The following is a 22569-nucleotide window of genomic DNA, read 5'->3' as shown; positions in this document are numbered from 1 at the left end:
AATGAGAATAGGGGATGCTTCAAATCCTACGTTTAGCCCACTTTGAAAATGGAGGTGCCGGATCTCGTTATACCTCCGTTTTCTGGGACGCAGGCAGGGCCCGGCGGCAGGAGCGGTGCACCCGCTTGCAAGAGGCCTGTTTTATACACTCGTTCCGTAAATATGCAGGGAAAGGCGCGTATGGCTGCTTTTCCCTGGCTTTGTCAGTGCACGGGCCGGGGCCTTGTGCTTGGCTCCCCCAAGAAGCCCCCACAAATCCACCCGGCGCCCCCCTCCGAGCCACCACAAATCCCCCTACCAGCCCCCTCTTAACCACCATCAAACCGCCACATCAGATCGGCAGGGGGCCGCAAGTGCCGGCACTTTGCGGTCTCCGATCAACGGTTGCTCCTAACCGTCCCATTATTCCGGGGAATTGTGATACGTAAACCTGCGGTTGCACCTGGTTTGCAAACAGAGTGCAACCATGGCAGAACTAAGCGAGCGTAGTGGTGGTTCCGCCTCTGCAGGCTGCCGCTTACCCTTCCGGCAGTGAAAAGCGCTTCTACTTTGAGAAGCGACTAATACAGCGTCAATTTACCCTTGCCTTTCCATTGGAAGCAAACCAGGTGCAAACCATTTGCAAACTAAGGGAAAACCCCATTAACGGCTACAATGGTCAAGTGAGCTATCAACTGGATATTTTATAAAAGTATTCTACTGTTTTGATACGTTGGCAGTGTGGGTAGTTTTTTGGCCGACTCCGGAAAGCATTCATTACCTATTGTTGCAGACTATCAACAATAGGTGGCACCAGTACATATCGTGTTGTTAGTGATTCTAACACGGTCCAAATTAATGTATAGCCGTTTGATTTAAGCTCCTCCTCAGATAATTGCTTCTGATTATATCATTATAGTTTATATATAAACTAGTCAGCTTAAATGAGCACGATGTCATTATTTAACTCAGAGCTTCTACATACTCTTGGTTCACTCGGAAATAATCACAAGTGACTGCTTCATTAGATGTACACTTGATCTTTCTGAACTTGCAGAATATAGCTTTATCTCCATCATCATCCATCAGAAAGTCTCGGTATTCATTGATGGCGTGATATCTACAGATAAAACAGTTTTTAACTTTTAAGCCTTTCTTATAAGCCTGTGCTATTGACCTGAAGTATTCTCTACGTACATCTGGTGGGCTTCTTTGTATTTCAGCGAACTGAAGGTCATTTTTTACTTTATTGATATAATTCTGCGCATGTGACAACGTCATGTTAGGTCGAAGTATACATTTGCCGTCATTGAAAACAGCAGATAAGCAAAATCCTTTGTGAGTACAGGAGCCGCCACATCTGTTCCGTATATCATCTTTAAATTTAAAGTTGTAGAACTTTAAACGATCACTTTCAACTAAACTATGGCCTTTTAATATATCGAGGTCAGTTTCCTCAGTTACGGTAAGCTCAATGATCCTATAGTTGGAGTGTAGCTTATTGATCGAGGAGAGGTGTGTAACCGCAATCTCAATGAAGATTTTCTCTTGCCCATTTCTTGAGTTTAATAAAAGGTCAGGAACAAAATCGCCCTCTCGCTTTTCCTCGACAATATCTTTGAAGACTGTGGTTAAATCAAACTTATCCTCTACTTCATCTAGGGTACATTGTAACCCGTGCTTTTGCTCTAAACTGTTACAAACAACATTGCGGGTAAAGTTCAGGTAAAAGGGGACTCCTAGTGTAAGGCACATTTGGTACTCAGCAGCACAAATTGCTTTGCCTAATTTGTGCAGATAAGTTTCTCGGGAGCAGGTTACTTCCTCTTTATGTGCAAAGTGTTTTCGTCGAATACTGCCTAGCTTCGGTACGAGGTGCCGACCACAGGCAAGGCAGGTAAAAACTTGGTTAGAGGGCTTATCTTCTTTACTGAGGGAATTCACATCAACCAGTTTTAGCTGATGATCATGTGCGTACCTATAGTTAATGTTACTCATGCTTTTACACTGTAGCCAGCTTAACATGCCGATCCATGCAGCATCAGGATAGTGTTCATTTTGAGCGCTTACTTCACCCACTACAGATTCTGCCTAGCAAGTAGTAGAGTAAGAGCTGCTGTTAACTGATTTATTTCTCCAAAGCCACTAAGATTGTCCTAAAGCTCTCCAATCCAGCTTCCAAGTTCTCAATAATATCTTCTGCCAAAGTATCCGGATCCGGCAGGTTGTCCAGGTCGGCAAGCGACTTATCTTTTAGCCAGGTGATATCGAGGCTGGTTTTGTCGCGGGCGATGATCTCTTCGAAGGTGAACTTGCGCCAGCGACCTTCTGGGTTCGTTTCCGGGTGGTAGGTTTCTGTGCGCTTGTGACGGTTCTCCGGGTTGTAGAGCGTAATGAAATCGCGGAGGTCTTCCAGCTTGAGCGGATTCTTCTTTAAGGTATGGTGCACGTTGGTGCGGTAGTCGTATACCCAGATTTCCTTCGTCCACGGGTCTTTGCTGCTCGGCTTGTTATCGAAGAAGACCACGTTGGCTTTTACGCCCTGCGCATAGAATATACCTGTCGGCAGGCGCAGGATGGTGTGGATGTCGGTGGTTTCGAGTAGCTTCTTGCGCACCGATTCACCGGCTCCGCCTTCGAATAGCACGTTGTCTGGCAACACCACAGCGGCCTGACCGGTTGTTTTGAGCATGCTGCGGATGTGCTGCAGGAAGTTGAGCTGTTTGTTGCTGGTGGTGGCCCAGAAATCCTGACGGTTGTAAGTCAGGTCTTCTTTCTCCTGTTCTCCATCTGCATTGGTAAAAGTCTGGCTGCTCTTCTTGCCAAAAGGCGGGTTTGCCAGCACATAGTCGTAGCGCACACCGGCGTCTGCGATCAGCGCATCGGCAGGGGAGATGAAGTTGTCGCTGTTAATGTCGCCGATATTGTGCAGGAACAGGTTCATCAGCGCCAAACGGCGGGTACTGGCTACGATCTCATTTCCGAAGAAAGTGCTATACTTCATGAACTGGCGCTGCTCCCTATCCAACTGGTGGTGCTCCACCAGGTAATCGTAAGCTGCCAGGAAGAAACCACCTGTGCCGCAAGCCGGATCGGCAATGGTCTTCATTGGCTGCGGGTTCACGCACTCCACCATGGCTTTGATCAGGGCGCGCGGGGTGAAGTACTGGCCGGCACCGCTCTTGGTGTCTTCGGCGTTCTTCTCCAGCAAGCCTTCGTAAATGTCGCCTTTGTCCTTCACACCCATCATCAGCCACTGCTCGTTGTTTATCATGGCGATGATCTTGGAGAGCTTGGCCGGGTCCTGGATTTTGTTCTGGCTCTTGGTAAAAATCTGGCCCAGTATACCTTTCTCTTTGCCGAGCTCGCGCAGCATGATGGTATAATGCGCCTCCAGTTCAGCGCCTTTCAGATCAACCAGACTTTCCCAATTGTATTCTGCAGGTATAGGCAGCTGGCGGTTATGCGGGGGCTTAGTATACTCGTCTGCCATCTTCAGGAATAGCAGGTAGGTAAGCTGTTCTAAATAGTCGCCGTAACCCACACCGTCGTCGCGGAGGGTGTTACAGAAAGACCAGACTTTAGAAACGATTGCGGAGTTTTGATTTGACATAAGAAGACTAATTATTTGAAAGTGCTTTTGAAATTCGATAATATCTAGTCTCTAAAGCGGTCTTTCCTCCTTCCATTATTTCGCAGACTGCGGACCGTACATCAATTTTCTGCAAAGCACCATAGCAGCCAGTCCGGATTTGCCCAGAATTAAATGCTAATTCAACTATGGTCTCTGAACTTGCATTTACAGCAATGTTTGGATTGTGAGTAACAACTACAATTTGGCGGTGAGGCTTTAATTTTTTAAATCTTTCAACAATTAGGGTAGTTACCATTCTGCTATCAAGATCATCCTCTGGTTGATCAAGTATTAATGGAACATTGTCTATTGATAATAAAAGGGATAGGATTGCTGCAGTTCTTTGGCCAGCTGAACCACCTTCAATGTCTTCCTCTCTACCTTGTCTTTTTAGCTTTAAAACTATTCTGTCCTCTGGTACCCACAATAAAATTTTATCGATATCTTCTGGAGTTGTTTCTTTTATCTTTTGGATATGCTTTATAAAGCGAAGGCCAATACCCTTACTATCTGTTTCGGTTGCAGAAATCATTTCATTTTTTTTCTGACGTAAAAGTTGCCAACGAACTTCCATTTCATCAGAATTTATAATATCGTTAATGAATCCACCTGAAGGGTGGTCATTTTCATTTAAAGTAAGTATATCATTTTTAAATTCTTCTCCAGACCTCCTAATTATATCCCTGAAAGTTTGTTCAGAATTTGAAAAGTCTCCCAATTCATGTAGGTAAACCGCAATTGTTTCATTGTCAAATTGTGCAGACCAAGTATTGATAACTTCCTTTCTTAATGTCCTTAATTGCCTATGATGAAGAATGATTGTATCGTACTGTGAATTAATCGACCCCACTAGAGTCTCCTTCTCTTCTTTAAGTTTTGTGAAACGATCTAGATTAGTTTCAATCGCTTTTTTCTGGTTTAAGAGGGTTGGGTAATCAATGTTGTTTCCTGTTTGAGTTGCATTTAAAGATTCTATTAAGGCATCATAATCTATTTTAGTTTTTTGAGTATTTTGATACCATACCGAATCTTCAAGGCTATTATCTAAATTTACAGCTGCTACTTTCAAAGCTTCGGCGTAAATTTTAAAATTATTGATACTATCTTCGACTACTTGATTATAAGTATTTACCCCATTTGCTAAAATCTCATCCAAACCCCATTCTTGACTACTGAGGGAAGGTAAAAGTATAGCTTCAATGCAAGCTCTTAAATCGTTAGACAGCTGCTTAGATTTATTAATATGGTCTTTAAATTCTTTGTAAACATCTTGCTCACTCTTATACTTAGTAAGTAATTCATTTCCGAAAGACTCATATACCTTAATTTTTGCGTTAACAGAATTATAACTTTCACGCAATTCAGTTTCTTTCTCTAATTGACTTTTTACCTCCCTATATCTTCTCCAAGTAGCAAACCAAGATTTTTCCAAATCGGAAAGGGTCTGCAGCCATTCATGCTTATTAAACTGTGAATCTATTAATTCTAATAGATGATTAGGACTTTCCGTTAACTCATATAATTCCTTTTGATTGAATATTCTTACCGGAAATAACTTGCTTGTATTGGTTATAGGGCCTAATTCCTCCCAAATTCCTTCATCTTTTAATTCATGAAGAATACAATCATTAGTTTGATATTTCCATTTTAAAGTCAGTAAGCGGCCATCTTTTTGAATTTCAACATCTATTTCAGTTGCTGGTTTAAGCATTCCGACTCCGCCTCTGGAGCCTTCCCTTTTAAAATTATCAATGTCAGCTTTTATTTTAGCTGGAACGCCCTCGCACTTATCTAATGCAATTCTCAGAAAATTTATTATACTTGATTTACCTGAGCCCCGCCCACCTATTAAAGTAGATTGCCACGGGCTAAAATCTATAACCAAAGGGTTTCCATTGCCAGCTTTATATCCATTTCGTACAATTACTTTTCTAATGAAATATCTATCATCAATTTTATTTGGTTTTACATTAGGTACTTCATGCCGGATTATACCATCAAACCCGTCATGGAATGCTAACTTAAGTGCTTCGATACAAGGCTCCTCCATTTTAACCCAAGTATAAGCTGTTCCTACCTGTTCAGGTAAGTGGCTATCTGATCCTACAATCTCAGCTAAATTTAATCTTTCTCTGTGCTGCATGTATGTATCAGGCATTGCATAGTCCTTGTTGACTACTTCAATGGCCAATAAATTTTCTTTTAAAAGTAAATTTCGTACTGTATTTGAACCTCCTAACTTATCGAATAAGCCACAAGCCTTATCTACATGAGCAGGTATAGCTATTCCTCCTGCAGCAATTATTGAGTCAATTACTCCATAAATGGATTTCTCGGTGGTTCCTTCACTATTACCTGCTTCACTTATTGGATAACCTACAGAACCCAATAATGCACTTATGTCTTGGGTGCTCTTAGAAGGGTCAAAAATTGCTAAAACGTGAATTCCTCCATTAACTGTAATTTCAACTCCTGGAAATATTTTAATTGGCCTATATCCTTCAGGTTGTTCGACATCCATTATCAATAACTCAGCCTTTAATTTATCTATCCAATCTCCAGAATTATGATCTGTAATACCTACACAGTCGATTTCTGCAGCCATATAATCTAGTAGCCATTTTCTAGGTGTACTTGTTTTTAAAACAGCTTGATTTACACCTTTGCCATAATCTGACGATGCTGGTGTATGGTTATGAAAATCACATTTCCACCATTTACTACCAGAGATTGAGAAAGATTTCATAGTTATATTTTAGTGAATAATTTTATTTTTAATTTCCTGACTTTTTAAGCCATTTCCGCTACCGTTTTTTCAGCCTTTACTAACTTCCCCTCAAAAGCCTTCTTCAAAATACTCTGCCGCAATGTTTCTGCCTGCTGTATACCTTTTGTTATTGTCTCCTCCACTTTATCGCAGACACTCAAACGGCTTTCTATTTCCTGAACGATTTGATTTTGTTCTTCAATAGGCGGTAAAGGGAAAGGGATTTCTCTACACGTAGTGACCTTTATATTCCATTGCCCTGCTGTTGCTTTAGATGTGTTTTCTAACCAATTTATTGTAACTGGATTTTGAAGGAAATAGGAAATATATTTTGAGATTACATTCTCATTTGGGCGAAACAAAACTATCGCTTGGTTAATATTCCATTCAGGATATTCACTACTAACAATTGAGACTTTACCTAGTGGGGGACCAACAATGTTTATTAGAACATCGTCTGGAAAGCAGATTGATCTTTTAAGGTCTTTCACATGTATTGCCTTGGGTATAAAGGTTGGATTTTTTTTTGAGTTTAAAGTTCCATCAAAGTTTAGGTTGTATACCTTAATGAAAGGCACTTCACCATTGCCCTCAGATAGAAACTCTTTTTTAGGAGTATATCCATTGTTTATAGTTTTTATCACTTTACCAGTTGTTACCCATTTCCAACCCTTCGGCAACTCACCATTCTTAACCTCCGCATTAGTAAACCTCCCCTCAAAAGCCCATTTCAAAACAGCTTGGCGGTATACCTTGAGTTGCTTCAGGGCAGTTTCTAATTGCTCTTTGCCTTTGTCTAATTCGCTGAACAGTTCTTCTATTTTAGCAACGATTTCCTGCTGCTCGGGAAGAGGAGGTACAATGATTTCTAATTGTTTAAGATTAGCTGCTTTTATACCTTTAACAGTAGTTCCAGTTGCTTTTGAATTCAATGCCTTTTGAAATTGAGGACTCATAAGGCTGTAATGCAAGAAGGAGCTATTTAAGAAACCATAGGCTTGGAAAGTTATCATCCTTTGAGCCAAGGCAATACGGGCTGAAGTTTTTAGTCTTGCAACGTTCCCTAATGGCGCTTCAGTGGTAAAAAGTACATCCCCTTCATTTGGTATACCTCTTGTCATCCAACTTTGATAATCATCTTCAGCTATAAACTCGCGGGGCTCTTCGTTGATGTAACCCATCTTCACATTCTTAGCTGTGATAAGAGGAATGCCGGAACTTGTTTTCTTAGGTGTTCTACCTCTGTAGTCTATAAATTTTGCTGAATCCCCCAACTTCTTTACCTCCCAATGTGCAGGAAGTATATTTTTATTAATCATGCTACGCTGCTAACTCCTCGTTTAATTCATTCATAATTTCGTCGGTCTTCTCCTGGAACAAAGACCACATTTTACCCAAACCACCGTGTGCGTTAAAAGGGCTCAGGTCAAAGTCATCGCGCTCAATCCGGAAGCTGTTGGCTACATAATCCTTGATCATGCGGAGCCACTGCATTTGCTCTTCGCTGAACTTCAAAGCGCCTGCCTGCTTTCGGAATACCCAATCCTGAAAGTTGCGGTCCACGGTTTTGTCGTAAGCCGTCAGTTTTTCATCCAGACCGCTCACCCGCCGTATCAGCGCCACCAGGGCCATCAGTTCGTTTTTCGGTTGACCTTCCACTTTCTCCAACTGCTCGTAAGCCCGCCAGATGTTGAGCGGGGCCATGGTAGGTTTATCGGCCTTCAGCGCCTCCACCAGCTCCTTCAGCATCTTATAAGTGAGCTCGCGCCGCTGGTAAGGCTGACCGTAAAAAAGCTGCAAAGCTACGATTTCTGTTTTGTGTTCTTCTATCCAGCTTCTGAAATCGTTTACCAAGTTTTCCGCCTCGGCCTTGTTGTCTTTCACCCAACCGATGTTCACCAGTTCGTCCGGGTTGATGTGGTCAATGATCTGGTCATATTTCCGGCGGATATCCACCACAAAATCCCGCAGCTCGTAGTCGTTGAATACCGCTACTGCCTGGTCCACCAGCTGCTGGTGCTGCTCCTGTATTTTGGCTTCAATGGTGTCGGGTGCAGCGCCGGGGGTCTGGGCTTTTACCTGCTCTGTTATACCTGCCAGGGTATCCGGGTCGTGCGCGTGCAGCAACTGCTTCACCACCTGATTCAAGGTATAGCCATTGGCCTTTTCGGCAAAAGCCATTTTCTCTTTTTCGCTTATTTGCTTGTCGAGCCTGATCAGGCGGTTAGCCAGCGTGGTCAGCATGGCCTCGTCGGTATTGCCCATGCCTATACCTTCCAGCACCTGCTTCAGCGAGAGCCCAGGCTTTTTCTCGAGCGGTCGGCTGTCTGTCTTCCGGCTTTTCTCTACGCCAATGGCATCGATGATCACAAAATGGTCTTTGGTGAACTTAGCCGATGGCGTACCCGAAGCCCGCAGGTCTTCCAGACTCAGGGTGCGCGTGCCACGGCCTTTCATCTGCTCGTAATAACTGCGGCTCTTCACGTCGCGCATAAACAGCAACACTTCCAAAGGTTTAATGTCGGTGCCGGTCGCAATCATGTCTACCGTCACGGCCACACGCGGGTAGTAGCTGTTGCGGAACTGTGTGAGCGTGCCCTTCGGGTCTTCGGTGCGGTAGGTGATCTTTTTGCAGAACTTGTTCTCCTCGGCAAACTCCTCGCGCACAATGTTGATGATGTCGTCGGCATGGCTGTCGCTCTTGGCGAAGATCAGCATTTTAGGCACTTCAAAATTGCCATCCTTGTCATACCGGTCCGGGAACATGGCCGGCAGGTTTTCTTTCACCGCTTTCGTGATCAGCCTGATCTGGTTCACGTTCACCACCTTGTCGTCGAGCTGTTTGGCGTTATACTCCACCTCTTCGTCGAGCGTGTTCCAGAACTGCTTGCGGGTCAGTTTTTCGCGTGTACCCACATACTCGCCCAGTTCTATTTTAGCGCCCTGCTGCGTTACCTTGGTTACAATCTCAAACACATTATAAGGCACCAGCACGCCATCTTCCACGGCTTTCTGGTATCCATAGTCGCAGACAAGGTTCTGGTTAAAGTAGCCAAAAGTGCGGTTATCCGGTGTGGCAGTCAGCCCGATCTGGAAGGCGTCGAAATAATCGAGCACCTGCTTCCAGAGGTTGTAAATACTGCGGTGGCACTCGTCAATCACCACGAAGTCAAAAAACTCCATCGGGATTTTCTCATTATATACCACCGGCATCGGTTCCTTGGGCTGCCACTTGTTGCCCTCGTTTGGGTTTTCCTCCTCGTCCTTCTCGTCGAGCGGCGTACCCTTCAAAATATAGTAGAGGCGTTGAATGGTGCTGATGTATACCTGACTATCGTCCGGCACAAAGGAACTGCTGAGTCGGGTGAGTCCGTACAGCTCCGGGAAAAGTCGGTTATCGTCCTGCGGCAGGAATTTTCTAAACTCCTGCTCTGCCTGTTCGCCTAAGTTCTTGGTGTCTACCAGAAACAAAACTCGCTTGGCCTTGGCAAACTTGAGCAGACGGTAAATAAAGGTAATCGCCGTAAAGGTCTTACCCGAACCCGTCGCCATTTGAATCAGCGCCTTCGGCCGGTTCTCACGGAAAGACTGCTCCAGGTTGGTAATCGCCTCTACCTGACAGTCACGCAAGCCATCGGTTGGGAGCTCAGTTATATCGTAAAAGCGTGCTCGTAACGTTTTCTCTTCCTTTATCCATTTCTGAAAAGTCTCGGGTCTGTGGAAGGTGAAAACCGAGCGGGAGCGGGGCTTAGGATCGCGGTAATCGGTGAAGCGGGTAACAGAGCCGGTACTCTCGTACACGAAGGGCAGCGGATCATTGTCAATATACTTTAGCTTAGCCTTTGCATACTCTGTAGACTGATCTTCATGTACCGTCAGTTTGTGCCCTTCTTCCTCACGCTTCGCCTCAATTATGCCAACAGGCTTCTTATCTACAAACAGCACATAGTCAGCAGGTCCCACATCCGTTTGCCACTCTCTTATGGCTACACCAATTGAGGCACTTAGATTGAAGGTTTTCTTATCCTGGATTATCCAGCCTGAAGCTGTCAGCAGCTCATCTATATAGTCGCGGGCAATTTGTTCCGGCTTCTGGTTCATGAACGCAGCAAATCTTATTGGTGCTTAAGATATTCTCTGTATACACCTAGTTTATTTTCATTTCCAGTTATCATTCAGTAAAAGATTGAATGATAGATACAAAGCTGGTATATAGTGTCTGTTTTAAAATAACAAGGTACAACATAAATAAAAGAATATGTAAATATTTATGAATAAGTTCTTGTTTAAAATGTTTGAATAAATTTATATTTGCAAACAAATGATATTGGTCATCTTGAAAGGCCTAAATTTATCAGCAGCTATATGGCAAATGTCAGCTTCAATTTACTTAAGGCCAAGAAGAACAAGAATGGTGAGTGTCCTGTAATGATGGTGTTGACGTTTGATGGTATTAGGATAAGGAAGCAGCTGAAGGTTAAGGCTAAAGAGAAGCATTGGAGTGATGCCAAGAGCCGGTTGAAGCCACCTCTGAAAGGAGAGCCTGACAACAATCATGAAGTCTATAACGCTGTGCTGGATAGGTATCAAGCCAAAGTAAGAGACATTTTCAATAATGCTTTGCTTCATGATATAAAGCTGACGAAAGAATATGTAGGGAACCAGCTGAACGAGCAGTTCCTTTCTCTTGTCAGAAGTAGGCCTTTCTTTGAGGTGTTTGCAGAGTTTACGGAGTCATATAAATCCACCAAGGCAGAGAGAACCTATAAGAAGCATAATACGGCTTTAAGCTTTTTCAAAGAGTTTCAGAACTACACTAAGTATGACATGCGGTTTGATAGCATCAATCTGGAGTTTTTTGACAGGCTTCAGCGGTATGCTTTTATTGAAAGAGCTGCAAATGGTAAAAAGGTTTGTTTGGACAACTACTTCGCGGTACTGGTAGCGTCTTTAAAAACTTTTCTGACATGGGCGCATGAAAGGGGGTACAACAGATTTGAGGTGTATAAGAAGTTTAAGGCATCCGGACGGGACATTGATATCATTTACCTGACTTTCGATGAATTGATGAAGCTCAACGACTTTACCTTCGAAGACGAAAGGCATAACAGGATTAGGGATATCTACTGCTTTGGCTGTTTCACCGGCTTGCGTTACTCAGATCTAATGGCTTTAAACCCCAGCCATATACAAGGCAACGTGATTACCAAAACGATTGTGAAGACTAAAGAGAAGTTGAAGATATATCTTAATGACTTTGCGCTTGATATACTGAAGAAGTATGAAAATACGCCTTATTACCCATTACCTAAAATATCAGAGCCTAAGTTCAACAAGCTCATAAAAGACTGTTGTCAAGAAGCGGGGATTGATAAGCACGAGACAATTACGAAGTATTCAGGAGGTAAGGCTACCGTAATAACAGTTCCAAAGCATGAGTTAATAACCTCGCATACTGCCAGGAAAACATTCACCACACTATCAGTAGAAGATAACGTGAATTTGAAGGTGCTAAAGAGTATGACTGGTCATAAGAAGGATGCCAGCTTCAACAAATATATAGATATTGCCGATTCATTCCAGGAGAAAGAAATTGATCGCACTTGGAACAAGAAAGCGCGCGAGCAAAAGCAGAAAAAGAATGGGTAAAATAACTGTTAAGCATTATTTGAATAAAAGTTTAGCCAAAAGAGGTGATACTGATGAGTCCGTGTCTCAGATTTATGTTCAGATAACAGTAAAAAGACAAGTGAACAAAATAAGAAGTAGAGCTCATAAATTTCTCTCTATCAAAGAAAATGAGCTTCAAATGACACAAAAAGAATTTGATATAGCACTAACTAACAAAGATAAAGGTATAGGCAAAGCTTTATTCTTAGAGTGTAGTTACGTGAAAGATTTAATTGCATTTTTAAATCCTTTCGAAAGAGAGGAATTTTCAGTAAAAGATTTTACTAAAATATATGAGATAGCTACATCTAAAGTTAATGAAGATTTAGATATCTCAGGTAAGATGCAATTAATCAGAATCCTAGGAGGGAACTGGGAAAATGTTAATAAAATGATTAATTGGGACCTGCCTTTCAATTTGATATTAGACGGCCTTGAACTAATTGGTAGTAAGAACAAAGATTTTAATGAAGATATTCTCTGTGATAAAATTTTGGTGCCCTATAAAGTAGCTATTCGACATATTGATGAGTTTCTTGTAGAGAATGCAGGCCAGACAAACTATGGTTTGGATAATTGTAATAGTTATATGCTGTATTGGATTAAAAATGAATTGTATGTGAGTTTTGTTAAATTTTTGTCTGATAAGAAATATATACATCCTGAGCTTGATTCTGCAGTGCATGCAGTATTAATATTAAGAAGTAAAGCAATAGGGGCAAAAATGAAGCTACTGAGTTTAAAAGTATAATTATTTAAATAAATATAATTTTTTTCAAAATGTTTGCAAAAAATATAGTGTGTTAACAATGGTAAAGAGAGACATTTATATTCATAAGCCTATGATCAAAAATGAAGTAGTAGTTATTACAATGTCAAAGCAAGAGCTGGATGACTACATTGAAAAGTACAAAAGGAGCGATATAACTCAAGACAGAGAAAAAACTGCAGAAAGGTTAACCCAGAAACAGGCTGCAGCTTTATTTGGAGTTACACCAGCCACCATCATCAGATGGCAAAAGAAAGGAGAAATCCCTGTTAACAAAGTTGGAAGAACAGTCTTCTATTTTAAAGATCAACTGCTAGAAGTGGCAAAGAAGAATCCTGCTATGCTTAAATAAGCTATAAAAATGATTCATAGGTTTAAATAAGTAGGGCGCTAACTGCCATTAACGCCCTACATGTTGAGCTTAACTACAATTAAACTCAGATAATATGTTAACAACAAAGGTACTAAATTATCAACTCTTAACACTTATTGAAACGTGCACTATCAAGACGTCTTCAAGCTCATTCAGATATGTGAAACAAACTTATCTGCACACCCTTCATAAGAACAAGGTAACGAGTGTTCATGTCTTAAGGAATGTCCTATGAAAGAATCCTACATATTTATAGTTGAGGGAGTGATAAGAGAAACTGTAAAACAATTTAATTATGCTTTGACAGTTGATCGGGAAGATTTTGAAAGGTATAAGGCATCTATATACAGTAAAATTGGTGTTGTTGAGAAGTGGGATCGGAAGATTACTGCTTACATGGATGCTTATAATGAGCTGGAGTTCCTTTTAAATCGAGCTATAACAGTTGATCATGAAAGGTCAACTTATCTGCAGCAAATAAGCAAACTGAAGGATGAAGTGAAGAGGCTAAAAACCTATTTACATCTACTAACTATCACAAAACCAATAGAGGTCGAAGAGCAGGTAAAGCTTAAGACAGAGCAGCGGATTATTCAGCTATGTAAGCAAGCAGAGCAAGAACTGAATAATGAAATAGAACTAATCAAGAAAGCCAGTATCATTGATGATAAAGCTTCAGAAAGGAGGGTAGCCTAATGAAGCAGACTAGTACAAACGTTGAACAAATCATTAGCAAACCGAATTCAGGCCAAAATCACACATCACTAACCAATCGCAAACCGTGTAACCAAACTGCTTTCACACCAAAACAAAACCAAAGCCGAACATCAGACAACGCTGTAGGCATAGATGAAATTGAGAAAATCTGTGAGGAGTATATGAAGGTGGGTACTACTTACTATCGTGAGATCAATATACCGGCTGCAACACCTGGGAAATATTTAGGCAAGAGACTTGATGCTTGGACCAGAACAGCCATTGAAGATGATTACGGTAAAAAAGCCGCTAGAGAGATATGTAACAGAATGCCAAAATACAAAGCATTTGTAGTAAGGCCTGAGCATATAAATTACCAGAGAAATATAGAAGGGTGCTACAATCAGTACGATACTCTTAAGTATCATCCCTCTGAGGAAGCTTCAGATTTTCCTGTAACAGAGAGTTTCTTGAAGCACATATTTGGAGATCAGTATGAAATAGGGTTAGACTATTTGCAGTTGCTTTACACTAAGCCGTTGCAGAAACTCTATATACTTTGCTTAGTTTCTGTTGAAAGAAATACAGGGAAGACAACTTTTCTGAATTGGCTACGACTAGTATTTTGTAAAAATGTTACGCTGATTAATAGTGAGGATGTTGAAGGAAGGTTTAATAGCGATTGGACCTCAAAACTGCTGGTTTGTATTGATGAGACCTTTATAGATAGTAAGAAGGCAGCTGAAAGAATCAAGAGCTTGTCTACTACCAAAACATTTAAAACAGAGGCCAAGCAGAAGGACAAAGTTGAAACAGAATTCTTTGCCAAATTTATATTCGCCTCTAACAACGTTGCTAATTTCCTGCCAATAGATGAAGGAGAGATCAGGTATTGGGTGAGATATGTTAAGCCATTGTGTAGTGATAATGTAAATCTGTTAAATGAGCTTGAGCGCGAAATTCCTGCTGTTCTTTACCACCTTAAAAAAAGAGAACTACATACTCCTAAACCCTTATCCAGAATGTGGCATAAACCTGAAGATATTTGGACACCTGCTCTTGAAGTAGCAATGAATGGGAATAGGAGTAGAGTTGAGCAACTGATGATGGATGCGGTGAAGGAGTACTTTCTTGATTTTAATGAAGACTTGAGAAAACAAGGAGAAGATTCTTCTTGGCTCAAGCTTACTGCTACTGACATTGCAAAACTAATGTCTAACGCATCTGGAAGCTCGGTAAGATTTAATCCTAGTGATATCAAGAAAGTGCTTGATAAGTGGAAGCTTACACCAACTAACAGCTCCTATAAATTTTATACCTGGATTGAGGTGCCTGATGGGAGTGAAGGTAGCAAACATGTCGCACATGCAGCAAACAAAAAGGGTAGGTATTATGAGATACCCATTGAAAAATTAGAGCTTTAACTGTTGAAGGATTGAAACTCTCTGATGAATAATAATAACTTGTTATATATCAGAGAGTTTCAGTTTTGTAAAAAGTCAACTCCATTTCAACTGACTGTCAACGGTTCAACTTTCAATCAACTCTTCAACAGCTTTCAACAAGCTCAATATCATACGTCAGATGATGTATTTAATTGATGTGCAGCATGTTGTTTAGAACAATCAACGAGTCAACAGTAGATAGAGGATACACACAAAAGTGTAGCTAATATTGGATCCTGTTTAAGAAGGAATTAAAGCAGGTTAAAAGAGGCGTCAGAAATTCTATTGAATGTTTTGCCACCATTTCTGCCACCTATAAACAAAATAAGCCACTGATAATCAGCGGCTTATTTGCTATAAAAGTACCTTGGGCCGGAGTCGAACCGGCACGAGTGTAACCTCACAGGTGTTTGAGACCAGCGCGTCTACCAATTCCGCCACCAAGGCATATTCCTTTTCAGGAACGTGCTGCAAACTTATATAATGTTTCCTGAATTCGCAACAGGTATTTCTTCTTCAGATAGTAAGTTTTTACCAGCTGCAGCGCCTCTTCTTTCGTAATGCCGTGCAATTCCGGGTAGCGCTGCAGCACCGGCAGGATGTCGTTGTCGAGCTGCGCCACCAGGCCATTGCTTTGCTCGCCCACTTCGTGCAATTTGGCCGCATCAAAGTCAAACTCCAGCTCCATCAGCTCTTCGTTCAGTTCCATCATCTCCATCAGGAACTCCGAAGGCAGTTCATTTTTACCCCCTTCCTCCAGCAGCCCATGCTCCTTCAGGATATACTGCATGCGCAGGTCGGCGTCGGAAAGGGTGCGATAGGCGTTGGTGTTCTCGGTAGAAAGCTGCAGGATCTCGTCCTGCTTTTCCTGTGGCTCATTTGCGAAGAAGTCAGGATGGTAGGCGCGGCTCAGTTCGTAGTATTTCGCCTTCAGGACCTTCTCGTCCGGCAAAAAGGTCTCCGGCATATTATAAAACGCAAAGTAGTTCTTCATTTATCAGTTGGTATTTAGCGGGTAACAGAAACCGCCGGTTGCGGCAGTTTATACTTGCAAAGTACGGGAAAAGCGGGCATTGTGTGGCTATAAAGAAAAAGCGCGGACAGCTGGCCGCCTGCAACGGGCTTTATACTTTACCGGGAGGCGCTGAAAACCGGCGGTTTGTTCTTTAATTAACTATTTGTAACTATTTGATTTCTCTTTGAAAATCAGTACTATTAATTCCGGATTATAACAAAATATTAGCGCTATAACAACAAACCTATCATGGCAAAGCAAGTATAAAGCTTAACAGTAATTACGTGGCAGCAGCATGCTTACCCGTACTGCGGCAGCCGGAAAGCTCCCCTGTACCAGGCAATAGGCCGGCGCTCTCGTTTGATGCAATTAAATTAACAGAATATGAATAGAAGTATACGTAAAGCAGCCCCCTGTTGCCCCAGTAAGTATAGCCGGCGCTTGCAGGCTTTAGCGGCTAAACTTAGCTGAAGCCTGCAAGCGCTCCCCATACTACCTGTTGCTTTACGTACCTGCTCCTCCGTTGAATAAACCTGCCGGGAAAGCCAGCAAAAGCCCTGTTGATTTGAGGCGCTTTCCTTGTCCCGGAGTTTTCAGTCACCACTGATCTTTAGCAACAGCTGCGCCGCAGGTTTCTGGCAGGAGCGCAGCCGCCAGACCAACACCAGGTAAGTATACGTAGTCTTGTTCCCTTGCTCATTCCTAATGCACCAAATTACCCGCTTGCTATGCTAAACATTTACAAACCCCTTTGTCTGCTTACCCTTTTTCTTCTCCTGGGATTAGCTGTGCCACTTTCGGCTCAGAACGCGATTCGCTTAGGCACCTCCGCAGAGGTGGCCGCCTCCTTTAAAATCCGAACAGAAGCCAATGGCTTAAAAGCTTCCCGCCCCGGTCGCCTGATACGGCAGTTGTTGCCCGGTCAGGATTCCCTGTTGCTGCGCCTGCAAGTCAGCAAAACGGAGGGGCATGCTGATGTGTTTATCGGTGAGGTGGCCAACAAAAAGAACAGCACCTTTTTCCTGAAGGTAAATGGCCGGCAGCTGTCCGGTTACATCATCTTAAAAGATCAGAAAAAGGCTTACAAGTATACTTCCACTGCTGCCGGGTTGGTTTCGCTGCAGCAGGTAGACATCGACAAAGTGCTTTGTATTGAATACCAGCGCGGTTCCGCAGCCGGCAGTACTGCCCCGCAACAGGTAACCAGCGCCGAAGCAGCTATTGATATTACAACGCTGCAGAGCTTGCCGGGCGCTGCCGCCGTCGTGCTGCTGGACTTTGACGGGCAGTATGTAAAAGGCTCATACTGGAACAACGGCGATCCCATTGATGCAGCTCCGGCCACGTTGAGCTCGGCAGAGATACTGGAGACCTGGAAGATGATCAGCGAGGATTATGCGCCCGTTTCTGTGAACATCACCACCAGCGAAGCGGTATATCAGCGTGCGCCAGTAAACCGCCGGGTGCGGGTTATTTTTACACCTACCAACTTCTTTTACCCGAATGCCGGCGGCGTGTCGTATGTAGGGGCTTTTACCTGGGGCGACGATACACCTAGTTGGGTGTTTAACAGCGGTGCCAAGTTTGCCGGTGAGGCCGGTTCGCATGAAATAGGGCATGCGCTGGGTTTGTCCCACGATGGCCGCACATCGCCGGCAGAAGCGTATTACTACGGACAAGATTCGTGGGCACCCATTATGGGAGCGGGCTATAACAGAAGTATGGTGCAGTGGAGCAAAGGGGAGTACCTGTATGCTAACAACACAGAAGATGACCTGAGCATCATCACAACACAAAACGGGTTTGGCTATAAGCCCGACGACCACGGCAACACGGCCAGCAGCGCCACTCCGTTGCAAGTGGATGGCGCCGGCAATGTGAGTGCCACAACCAATACCGGCCTTATTACCACCAGCAGCGATGTGGATGTTTTCTCTTTCAGCACAGGAGGAGGCCCCGTGGCCTTGACCGTGGCATCAGGCAGCACCTATGCCAACCTGGATGTTTTGCTAACTTTGAAAGATGCTTCCGGTAAGACGCTCGTCATTTCAGATCCGGCGGCCCTGTCTGCCTCCATCAGCCAATCGCTGAAGGCCGGTACCTATTATCTGTATGTGAAAGGGGCAAAGGGCGCTTTGGGCGCTGATTCAAACTATGGCTCCCTGGGCGGCTACACGATCTCAGGTTCTATTTCAACGGCCAATGCTAGTACTGTCAGCGTCGCCCGCATCACTTCGGGCGGCAGCCAGTATACCGACAGCCAGTCCCATACCTGGAGTGCCGATGCATACTTCAGCGGCGGGCTTACTTCGGCGAAATCTTTTGATGTGGCAGGCACCACGGATGATGCGCTGTACCTCAAGTACCGTTATGCTTCGGCAGGAGCGCCCTTCAGCTACAGCATTCCCGTGAGCGCAGGCACTTACCGTGTGAAGCTCTACTTTCTGGAGCCATACTTTGGAGCACCGGGCGGCAAGACCAGCAGCCTGACTGGTGCCCGCGTCTTCCATGTGGATGTGGAAGGCCAGCGGGTGCTCAGCAACTATGACATTTATACCCAGGACGGGGCTGGCAAAGCCGTGGTGAAGACCTTTGAGAATGTAGCCGTAAGCGATGGTAATCTGACCATCGCCTTTACTTCGGTTAAAGACAACGCCATCATCTCCGCTATTGAGTTGCAGAAAGTACCGGATGTGGTGCAGTATACTTTATCGGTAGGCACTACGGGCAGCGGTACAGTGAAGAAGAGCCCAGATCAGCCTAGCTATGACAGTGGCACAAGCGTAAGCCTCACCGCCACGCCAGCTCAGGGGTACGTGTTCACCGGCTGGAGCAGCAACGCCTCCGGTACTATGAACCCGCTGGTGGTGGTGATGAACACCAACAAAACAGTAACGGCGAACTTTGAGCCCGCCAGCGTCGCCCGCATCACTTCGGGCGGCAGTCAGTATACCGACAGCCAGTCCCATACCTGGAGTGCCGATGCTTACTTCAGCGGCGGACTTACTTCGGCGAAATCTTTTGATGTGGCAGGCACCACGGATGATGCGCTGTACCTCAAGTACCGTTATGCTTCGGCAGGAGCGCCCTTCAGCTACAGCATTCCCGTGAGCGCAGGCACTTACCGTGTGAAGCTCTACTTTCTGGAGCCATACTTTGGAGCACCGGGCGGCAAGACCAGCAGCCTGACTGGTGCCCGCGTCTTCCATGTGGATGTGGAAGGCCAGCGGGTGCTCAGCAACTATGACATTTATACCCAGGACGGGGCTGGCAAAGCCGTGGTGAAGACCTTTGAGAATGTAGCCGTAAGCGATGGTAATCTGACCATCGCCTTTACTTCGGTTAAAGACAACGCCATCATCTCCGCTATTGAAGTGGAAAGAGTTTCTGCCTCAGCGGCTATAGCAGCTATAACACCAGCTGAAGCTTTGGACAACCAAGCGGCCTTCATGGGGAAAAGTATAGCCGTATACCCGAACCCTTTCTCCGACAGAGTGCACGTAAGCTTTACCGTAACACAGGCTCAGCCCGTAGCTATTGAAATTTTTGATACGCAGGGTAGGGCAGTAGCAACGCTTTACAAAGGCCAGGCTGCTGCCGGGCAAGCATATGATTTTGACTGGTCGCCTGATGCGGGGTTGGCCGCAGGTATGTACCTGCTCCGGTTGCATACTGCTGATAAAACCAGCTCTCAAAAGATTATCCTGAACAGGTAAGAAAACGGAAGCCAGCCAGGTTACTGGCGCTACAAAGAACAGCCTTCATCCGCCTTTGTATAATTGGGCGGATGAAGGCTGTTCTTTTGCGAATAACGTGCTGAGCGTGTTTATTGCTCCTTTATACTATAAAGCTGCTAGCGGGTAATGTGCTTGTTTGTATCATGCTCCCCTAAAAGAGCTTCGGCAGGGTTCTATACTTCCACCTGCTGCAGGGACCAGGCTTGGGGCTTTTCGGTGAAGAGCGCTTTTGTGGCAGGCCATACAGTGCCGAACAGTTCAGAGTGGCGGTAACGGTTCAGGTGTTCTTCTGAGTCCCAGAGGCTGTAGGTGCTGTATACGTTTGGTTGTTTAATGTCCTGCAGGAGCTCTACATGACGGCATCCATCAAAGGCCTGTATCTTATCCCTGGACTGCCGGAAAATCTCCAGGAACTCAGCTGTCTTGTTCTCCTGAAACGTCATCCGGACAATGCGAACTATCATAAATTCGAATAATGACTTTTAAATAAATGGTAAGAATACCGAATTAAAAAAGCATTAATACTGCCTTATTCAGTCATTCAGCTATTCAGAATTCAAAATTAACTCCCCGGGTAAAAGCGCACATCTACCTGCGAGTCGAAGCCGAGGCCGAGGAGTTCGGCGGCGTGGCCTTTGTTGATGCCGATGCAAAGCTGGCCCTGGCTGTTGTAAATGCAGCAGCAGTCGCCATCGTCTACCTGGGTATAATTGGGCATGATGCGGCCAACTGTTTCGCGGGCAAAGTGGATGGTGAAGGTGCGGCCGTGGGCAATGGTGTCGATGCTGTCGCGCGTAATGTCGGTGATCAGGTTGCCATAGCGGTCAACGTGGATCACGTGGCCGGAGATGGCATGATCGCCGAGGCGTAGCTGGCGGTTAAGCAGTTGCCGGAAGTCATGTGTGCGCTCGCCAAGCACCTCCAGGTCGCCCCCTTTAGCCAGGAACACGGCGGCAGGTGCCAGGAGTTCTTTGGCCGGAAAAGGCAGCAGCGGGTTGTTGGTATGCAGTTCTACCACCACTTCCGGGTGTCCGTCGGTCAGCAGCGAGAGCAGGCCGTTATCTGCCAGTAAAAAATAGTGTCCTTTATACTTCGCAGCATGATATTTGCCGTATTTACTACCATGCGTGTCTACGGCAGCCAGGTGCACAGTGCCTGCCGGAAACTCCCTGAAAACCGAGCCCAGCACATACTGCGCATGCGCAATGTTGTACGGTTCGATGGCATGCGACACATCCACGATGGTTGCCTGCGGCTCTTGCGAAAGGATTTTAGCTTTTACAGCGGCTACGTAGTGATCGTTGTACCCAAAATCAGATGTAAACGTAATTACAGCCATACTCGAACTATAATTTAGGTAGATTTGTAATATTATATATCAGATTTAGTTAAATTAAGAAAAATATCCTAATACAACTATATACGGAAAAAACATTTGGTAGAGAAAGTAATAACACTAGAGAATGTCTCTCTGATTGATTTTCTGGGGACAGAGAATCAGAACATTAAGCAACTGGCTGCTGCTTTCCCAAGCAGTAAGATTATCTCCAGAGGTAACGAAATCAAGATCCAGGGCCAAACGCCTGAGATCACTAAAATTCACGAGATTCTTTCGTCGCTGATAGACCATTACCACAAGTTCGGGAAAATTACGCATAATAGTGTAAATAGATACCTCTCTGCCGATTCTTTTACGGATGAGGAGGTAATAGTTACATCTCCTGACGTGATTCTGTATGGCAGCAAGGGCGGCATCATTAAAGCCCGCACCGCTAACCAGCAGAAACTGGTGGATACGGTGGAGAAAAACGACCTGACCTTCGCCCTCGGGCCAGCCGGTACAGGTAAAACGTACATCTCCGTAGCACTGGCTGTACGGGCGCTTAAGAATAAGGAAGTGAAGAAGATTATCATTTCCCGCCCTGTAGTAGAAGCCGGCGAGAGCCTGGGCTTTTTGCCCGGTGACATGAAGGAGAAGGTAGACCCTTACCTGCGCCCGATCTACGACGCGCTGGAAGACATGATTCCGGTAGAGAAGCTGAAGTACTACCAGGAAAACAAGATCATCGAGATTGCGCCCCTAGCTTACATGCGTGGCCGTACGCTCAACAATGCTTTTGTACTGCTGGACGAAGCGCAGAATACCACGCCCGCTCAGATGAAGATGTTCCTGACGCGTATGGGGCCACACGCCAAAGTAATGGTAAATGGCGACTGGTCGCAGATAGACCTGCCGCGTAACCAGCGCTCAGGTTTGATGGAAGTGCTTAATATTTTGCGCGGTGTAAAAGGCATCGGCTTTGTAGAGATGACGACGGAAGACGTGGTGCGCCACCGCCTGGTAAAAGAGATTGTAAATGCCTACTCCAAACTGGAGGAAGAGCGCCGCGCTGCCCGCGAAGAAGCGAAGGCTTCTGAAGAACAGGAACCGGCCAAAGTGAACAGGCGCAGCCGCAAACCACAGCAGGAGCCTGCTGCTTAGGC

At 44.6% G+C, this 22569-nt stretch carries 15 protein-coding genes and 1 tRNA gene; 7 read left to right on the top strand and 9 right to left on the bottom strand.

Features of this window, described 5'->3' with window-relative positions:
- Positions 1-942: 942 nt before the first annotated feature.
- From ABDW72_RS18940 to ABDW72_RS18920, 5 genes are all read right to left on the bottom strand, one after another.
- Positions 943-1977, bottom strand: coding sequence for a competence protein CoiA family protein (locus tag ABDW72_RS18940; protein ID WP_347160174.1), 1035 nt, complete (start codon positions 1975-1977; stop codon positions 943-945).
- 130 nt (positions 1978-2107) lie between these two features.
- Complete coding sequence (locus ABDW72_RS18935) at positions 2108-3592, bottom strand: class I SAM-dependent DNA methyltransferase (protein ID WP_347160173.1); 1485 nt, start codon at positions 3590-3592, stop codon at positions 2108-2110.
- A 7-nt stretch (positions 3593-3599) separates the two neighbouring features.
- Positions 3600-6359 (bottom strand): TrlF family AAA-like ATPase, encoded by a 2760-nt coding sequence (locus tag ABDW72_RS18930; protein ID WP_347160172.1) that lies wholly within the window; start codon positions 6357-6359, stop codon positions 3600-3602.
- A 44-nt stretch (positions 6360-6403) separates the two neighbouring features.
- Entirely contained in the window at positions 6404-7699 is a 1296-nt protein-coding gene (locus ABDW72_RS18925) for a restriction endonuclease subunit S (protein WP_347160171.1), read from the bottom strand.
- A gap of 1 nt (position 7700) precedes the next feature.
- Positions 7701-10481 carry a type I restriction endonuclease subunit R gene (locus tag ABDW72_RS18920; RefSeq protein WP_347160170.1) on the bottom strand — a complete coding sequence of 927 codons (2781 nt, stop codon included), beginning with the start codon at positions 10479-10481 and terminating at the stop codon, positions 7701-7703.
- Positions 10482-10745: 264 nt separating this feature from the next.
- On the opposite strand from ABDW72_RS18920, the gene ABDW72_RS18915 reads away from it, so the two are divergent.
- The 5 genes from ABDW72_RS18915 to ABDW72_RS18895 all read left to right on the top strand — a co-directional run bounded on the left by ABDW72_RS18915 (position 10746) and on the right by ABDW72_RS18895 (position 15312).
- Positions 10746-12029, top strand: coding sequence for a site-specific integrase (locus ABDW72_RS18915; protein WP_347160169.1), 1284 nt, complete (start codon positions 10746-10748; stop codon positions 12027-12029).
- Positions 12022-12801 carry a hypothetical protein gene (locus tag ABDW72_RS18910; RefSeq protein ID WP_347160168.1) on the top strand — a complete coding sequence of 260 codons (780 nt, stop codon included), beginning with the start codon at positions 12022-12024 and terminating at the stop codon, positions 12799-12801. The genes ABDW72_RS18915 and ABDW72_RS18910 overlap by 8 nt, the downstream gene beginning before the upstream one ends.
- A gap of 91 nt (positions 12802-12892) precedes the next feature.
- Entirely contained in the window at positions 12893-13171 is a 279-nt protein-coding gene (locus tag ABDW72_RS18905; RefSeq protein WP_347160167.1) for a helix-turn-helix domain-containing protein, read from the top strand.
- Positions 13172-13423: 252 nt separating this feature from the next.
- Entirely contained in the window at positions 13424-13888 is a 465-nt protein-coding gene (locus ABDW72_RS18900; RefSeq protein ID WP_347160166.1) for a hypothetical protein, read from the top strand.
- The gene (locus ABDW72_RS18895) at positions 13888-15312 is read left to right on the top strand and encodes a primase-helicase family protein (RefSeq protein ID WP_347160165.1); all 1425 of its coding nucleotides are present in this window, start codon (positions 13888-13890) and stop codon (positions 15310-15312) included. Before ABDW72_RS18900 ends, ABDW72_RS18895 begins: the two co-directional genes overlap by 1 nt.
- A 384-nt stretch (positions 15313-15696) precedes the next feature.
- Here the strand turns inward: ABDW72_RS18895 and ABDW72_RS18890 are convergent.
- Together ABDW72_RS18890 and hscB are read right to left on the bottom strand one after the other, a co-directional pair.
- Positions 15697-15780, bottom strand: a tRNA-Leu gene (locus ABDW72_RS18890).
- Between the two features lie 10 nt (positions 15781-15790).
- Complete coding sequence (hscB, locus tag ABDW72_RS18885; protein WP_347160164.1) at positions 15791-16327, bottom strand: Fe-S protein assembly co-chaperone HscB; 537 nt, start codon at positions 16325-16327, stop codon at positions 15791-15793.
- 749 nt (positions 16328-17076) lie between these two features.
- On the opposite strand from hscB, the gene ABDW72_RS18880 reads away from it, so the two are divergent.
- Positions 17077-20064, top strand: a complete 2988-nt coding sequence (locus ABDW72_RS18880) for a malectin domain-containing carbohydrate-binding protein (RefSeq protein WP_347160163.1) — start codon at positions 17077-17079, stop codon at positions 20062-20064.
- Between the two features lie 194 nt (positions 20065-20258).
- Here ABDW72_RS18880 and ABDW72_RS18875 read toward each other — a convergent pair whose 3' ends face one another.
- Positions 20259-20549, bottom strand: coding sequence for a putative quinol monooxygenase (locus ABDW72_RS18875; RefSeq protein ID WP_347160162.1), 291 nt, complete (start codon positions 20547-20549; stop codon positions 20259-20261).
- A gap of 98 nt (positions 20550-20647) precedes the next feature.
- Complete coding sequence (locus ABDW72_RS18870; RefSeq protein WP_347160161.1) at positions 20648-21424, bottom strand: SAM hydrolase/SAM-dependent halogenase family protein; 777 nt, start codon at positions 21422-21424, stop codon at positions 20648-20650.
- A 96-nt stretch (positions 21425-21520) separates the two neighbouring features.
- Here ABDW72_RS18870 and ABDW72_RS18865 point away from each other — a divergent pair, with 96 nt between their 5' ends.
- Positions 21521-22567, top strand: a complete 1047-nt coding sequence (locus tag ABDW72_RS18865) for a PhoH family protein (protein WP_347160160.1) — start codon at positions 21521-21523, stop codon at positions 22565-22567.
- Positions 22568-22569: the final 2 nt, after the last annotated feature.

Origin of the sequence: Pontibacter chitinilyticus (assembly GCF_039748935.1) — a bacterium.
Classification (GTDB): Bacteria; Bacteroidota; Bacteroidia; order Cytophagales; family Hymenobacteraceae; genus Pontibacter; species Pontibacter chitinilyticus.
This window is presented reverse-complemented; position numbering and strand designations above follow the sequence as displayed.

Bases quoted from the DNA above. Each gene is read 5' to 3' on its own strand.
- ABDW72_RS18895 (WP_347160165.1), top strand. From the start codon at position 13,888: ATGAAGCAGACTAGTACAAACGTTGAACAAATCATTAGCAAACCGAAT.
- ABDW72_RS18900 (WP_347160166.1), top strand. From the start codon at position 13,424: ATGAAAGAATCCTACATATTTATAGTTGAGGGAGTGATAAGAGAAACT.
- ABDW72_RS18940 (WP_347160174.1), bottom strand. From the start codon at position 1,977: ATGAGTAACATTAACTATAGGTACGCACATGATCATCAGCTAAAACTG.
- ABDW72_RS18910 (WP_347160168.1), top strand. From the start codon at position 12,022: ATGGGTAAAATAACTGTTAAGCATTATTTGAATAAAAGTTTAGCCAAA.
- ABDW72_RS18935 (WP_347160173.1), bottom strand. From the start codon at position 3,592: ATGTCAAATCAAAACTCCGCAATCGTTTCTAAAGTCTGGTCTTTCTGT.
- ABDW72_RS18925 (WP_347160171.1), bottom strand. From the start codon at position 7,699: ATGATTAATAAAAATATACTTCCTGCACATTGGGAGGTAAAGAAGTTG.
- ABDW72_RS18920 (WP_347160170.1), bottom strand. From the start codon at position 10,481: ATGAACCAGAAGCCGGAACAAATTGCCCGCGACTATATAGATGAGCTG.
- ABDW72_RS18880 (WP_347160163.1), top strand. From the start codon at position 17,077: ATGCTAAACATTTACAAACCCCTTTGTCTGCTTACCCTTTTTCTTCTC.
- ABDW72_RS18870 (WP_347160161.1), bottom strand. From the start codon at position 21,424: ATGGCTGTAATTACGTTTACATCTGATTTTGGGTACAACGATCACTAC.
- ABDW72_RS18915 (WP_347160169.1), top strand. From the start codon at position 10,746: ATGGCAAATGTCAGCTTCAATTTACTTAAGGCCAAGAAGAACAAGAAT.
- ABDW72_RS18905 (WP_347160167.1), top strand. From the start codon at position 12,893: ATGATCAAAAATGAAGTAGTAGTTATTACAATGTCAAAGCAAGAGCTG.
- ABDW72_RS18875 (WP_347160162.1), bottom strand. From the start codon at position 20,549: ATGATAGTTCGCATTGTCCGGATGACGTTTCAGGAGAACAAGACAGCT.
- hscB (WP_347160164.1), bottom strand. From the start codon at position 16,327: ATGAAGAACTACTTTGCGTTTTATAATATGCCGGAGACCTTTTTGCCG.
- ABDW72_RS18930 (WP_347160172.1), bottom strand. From the start codon at position 6,359: ATGAAATCTTTCTCAATCTCTGGTAGTAAATGGTGGAAATGTGATTTT.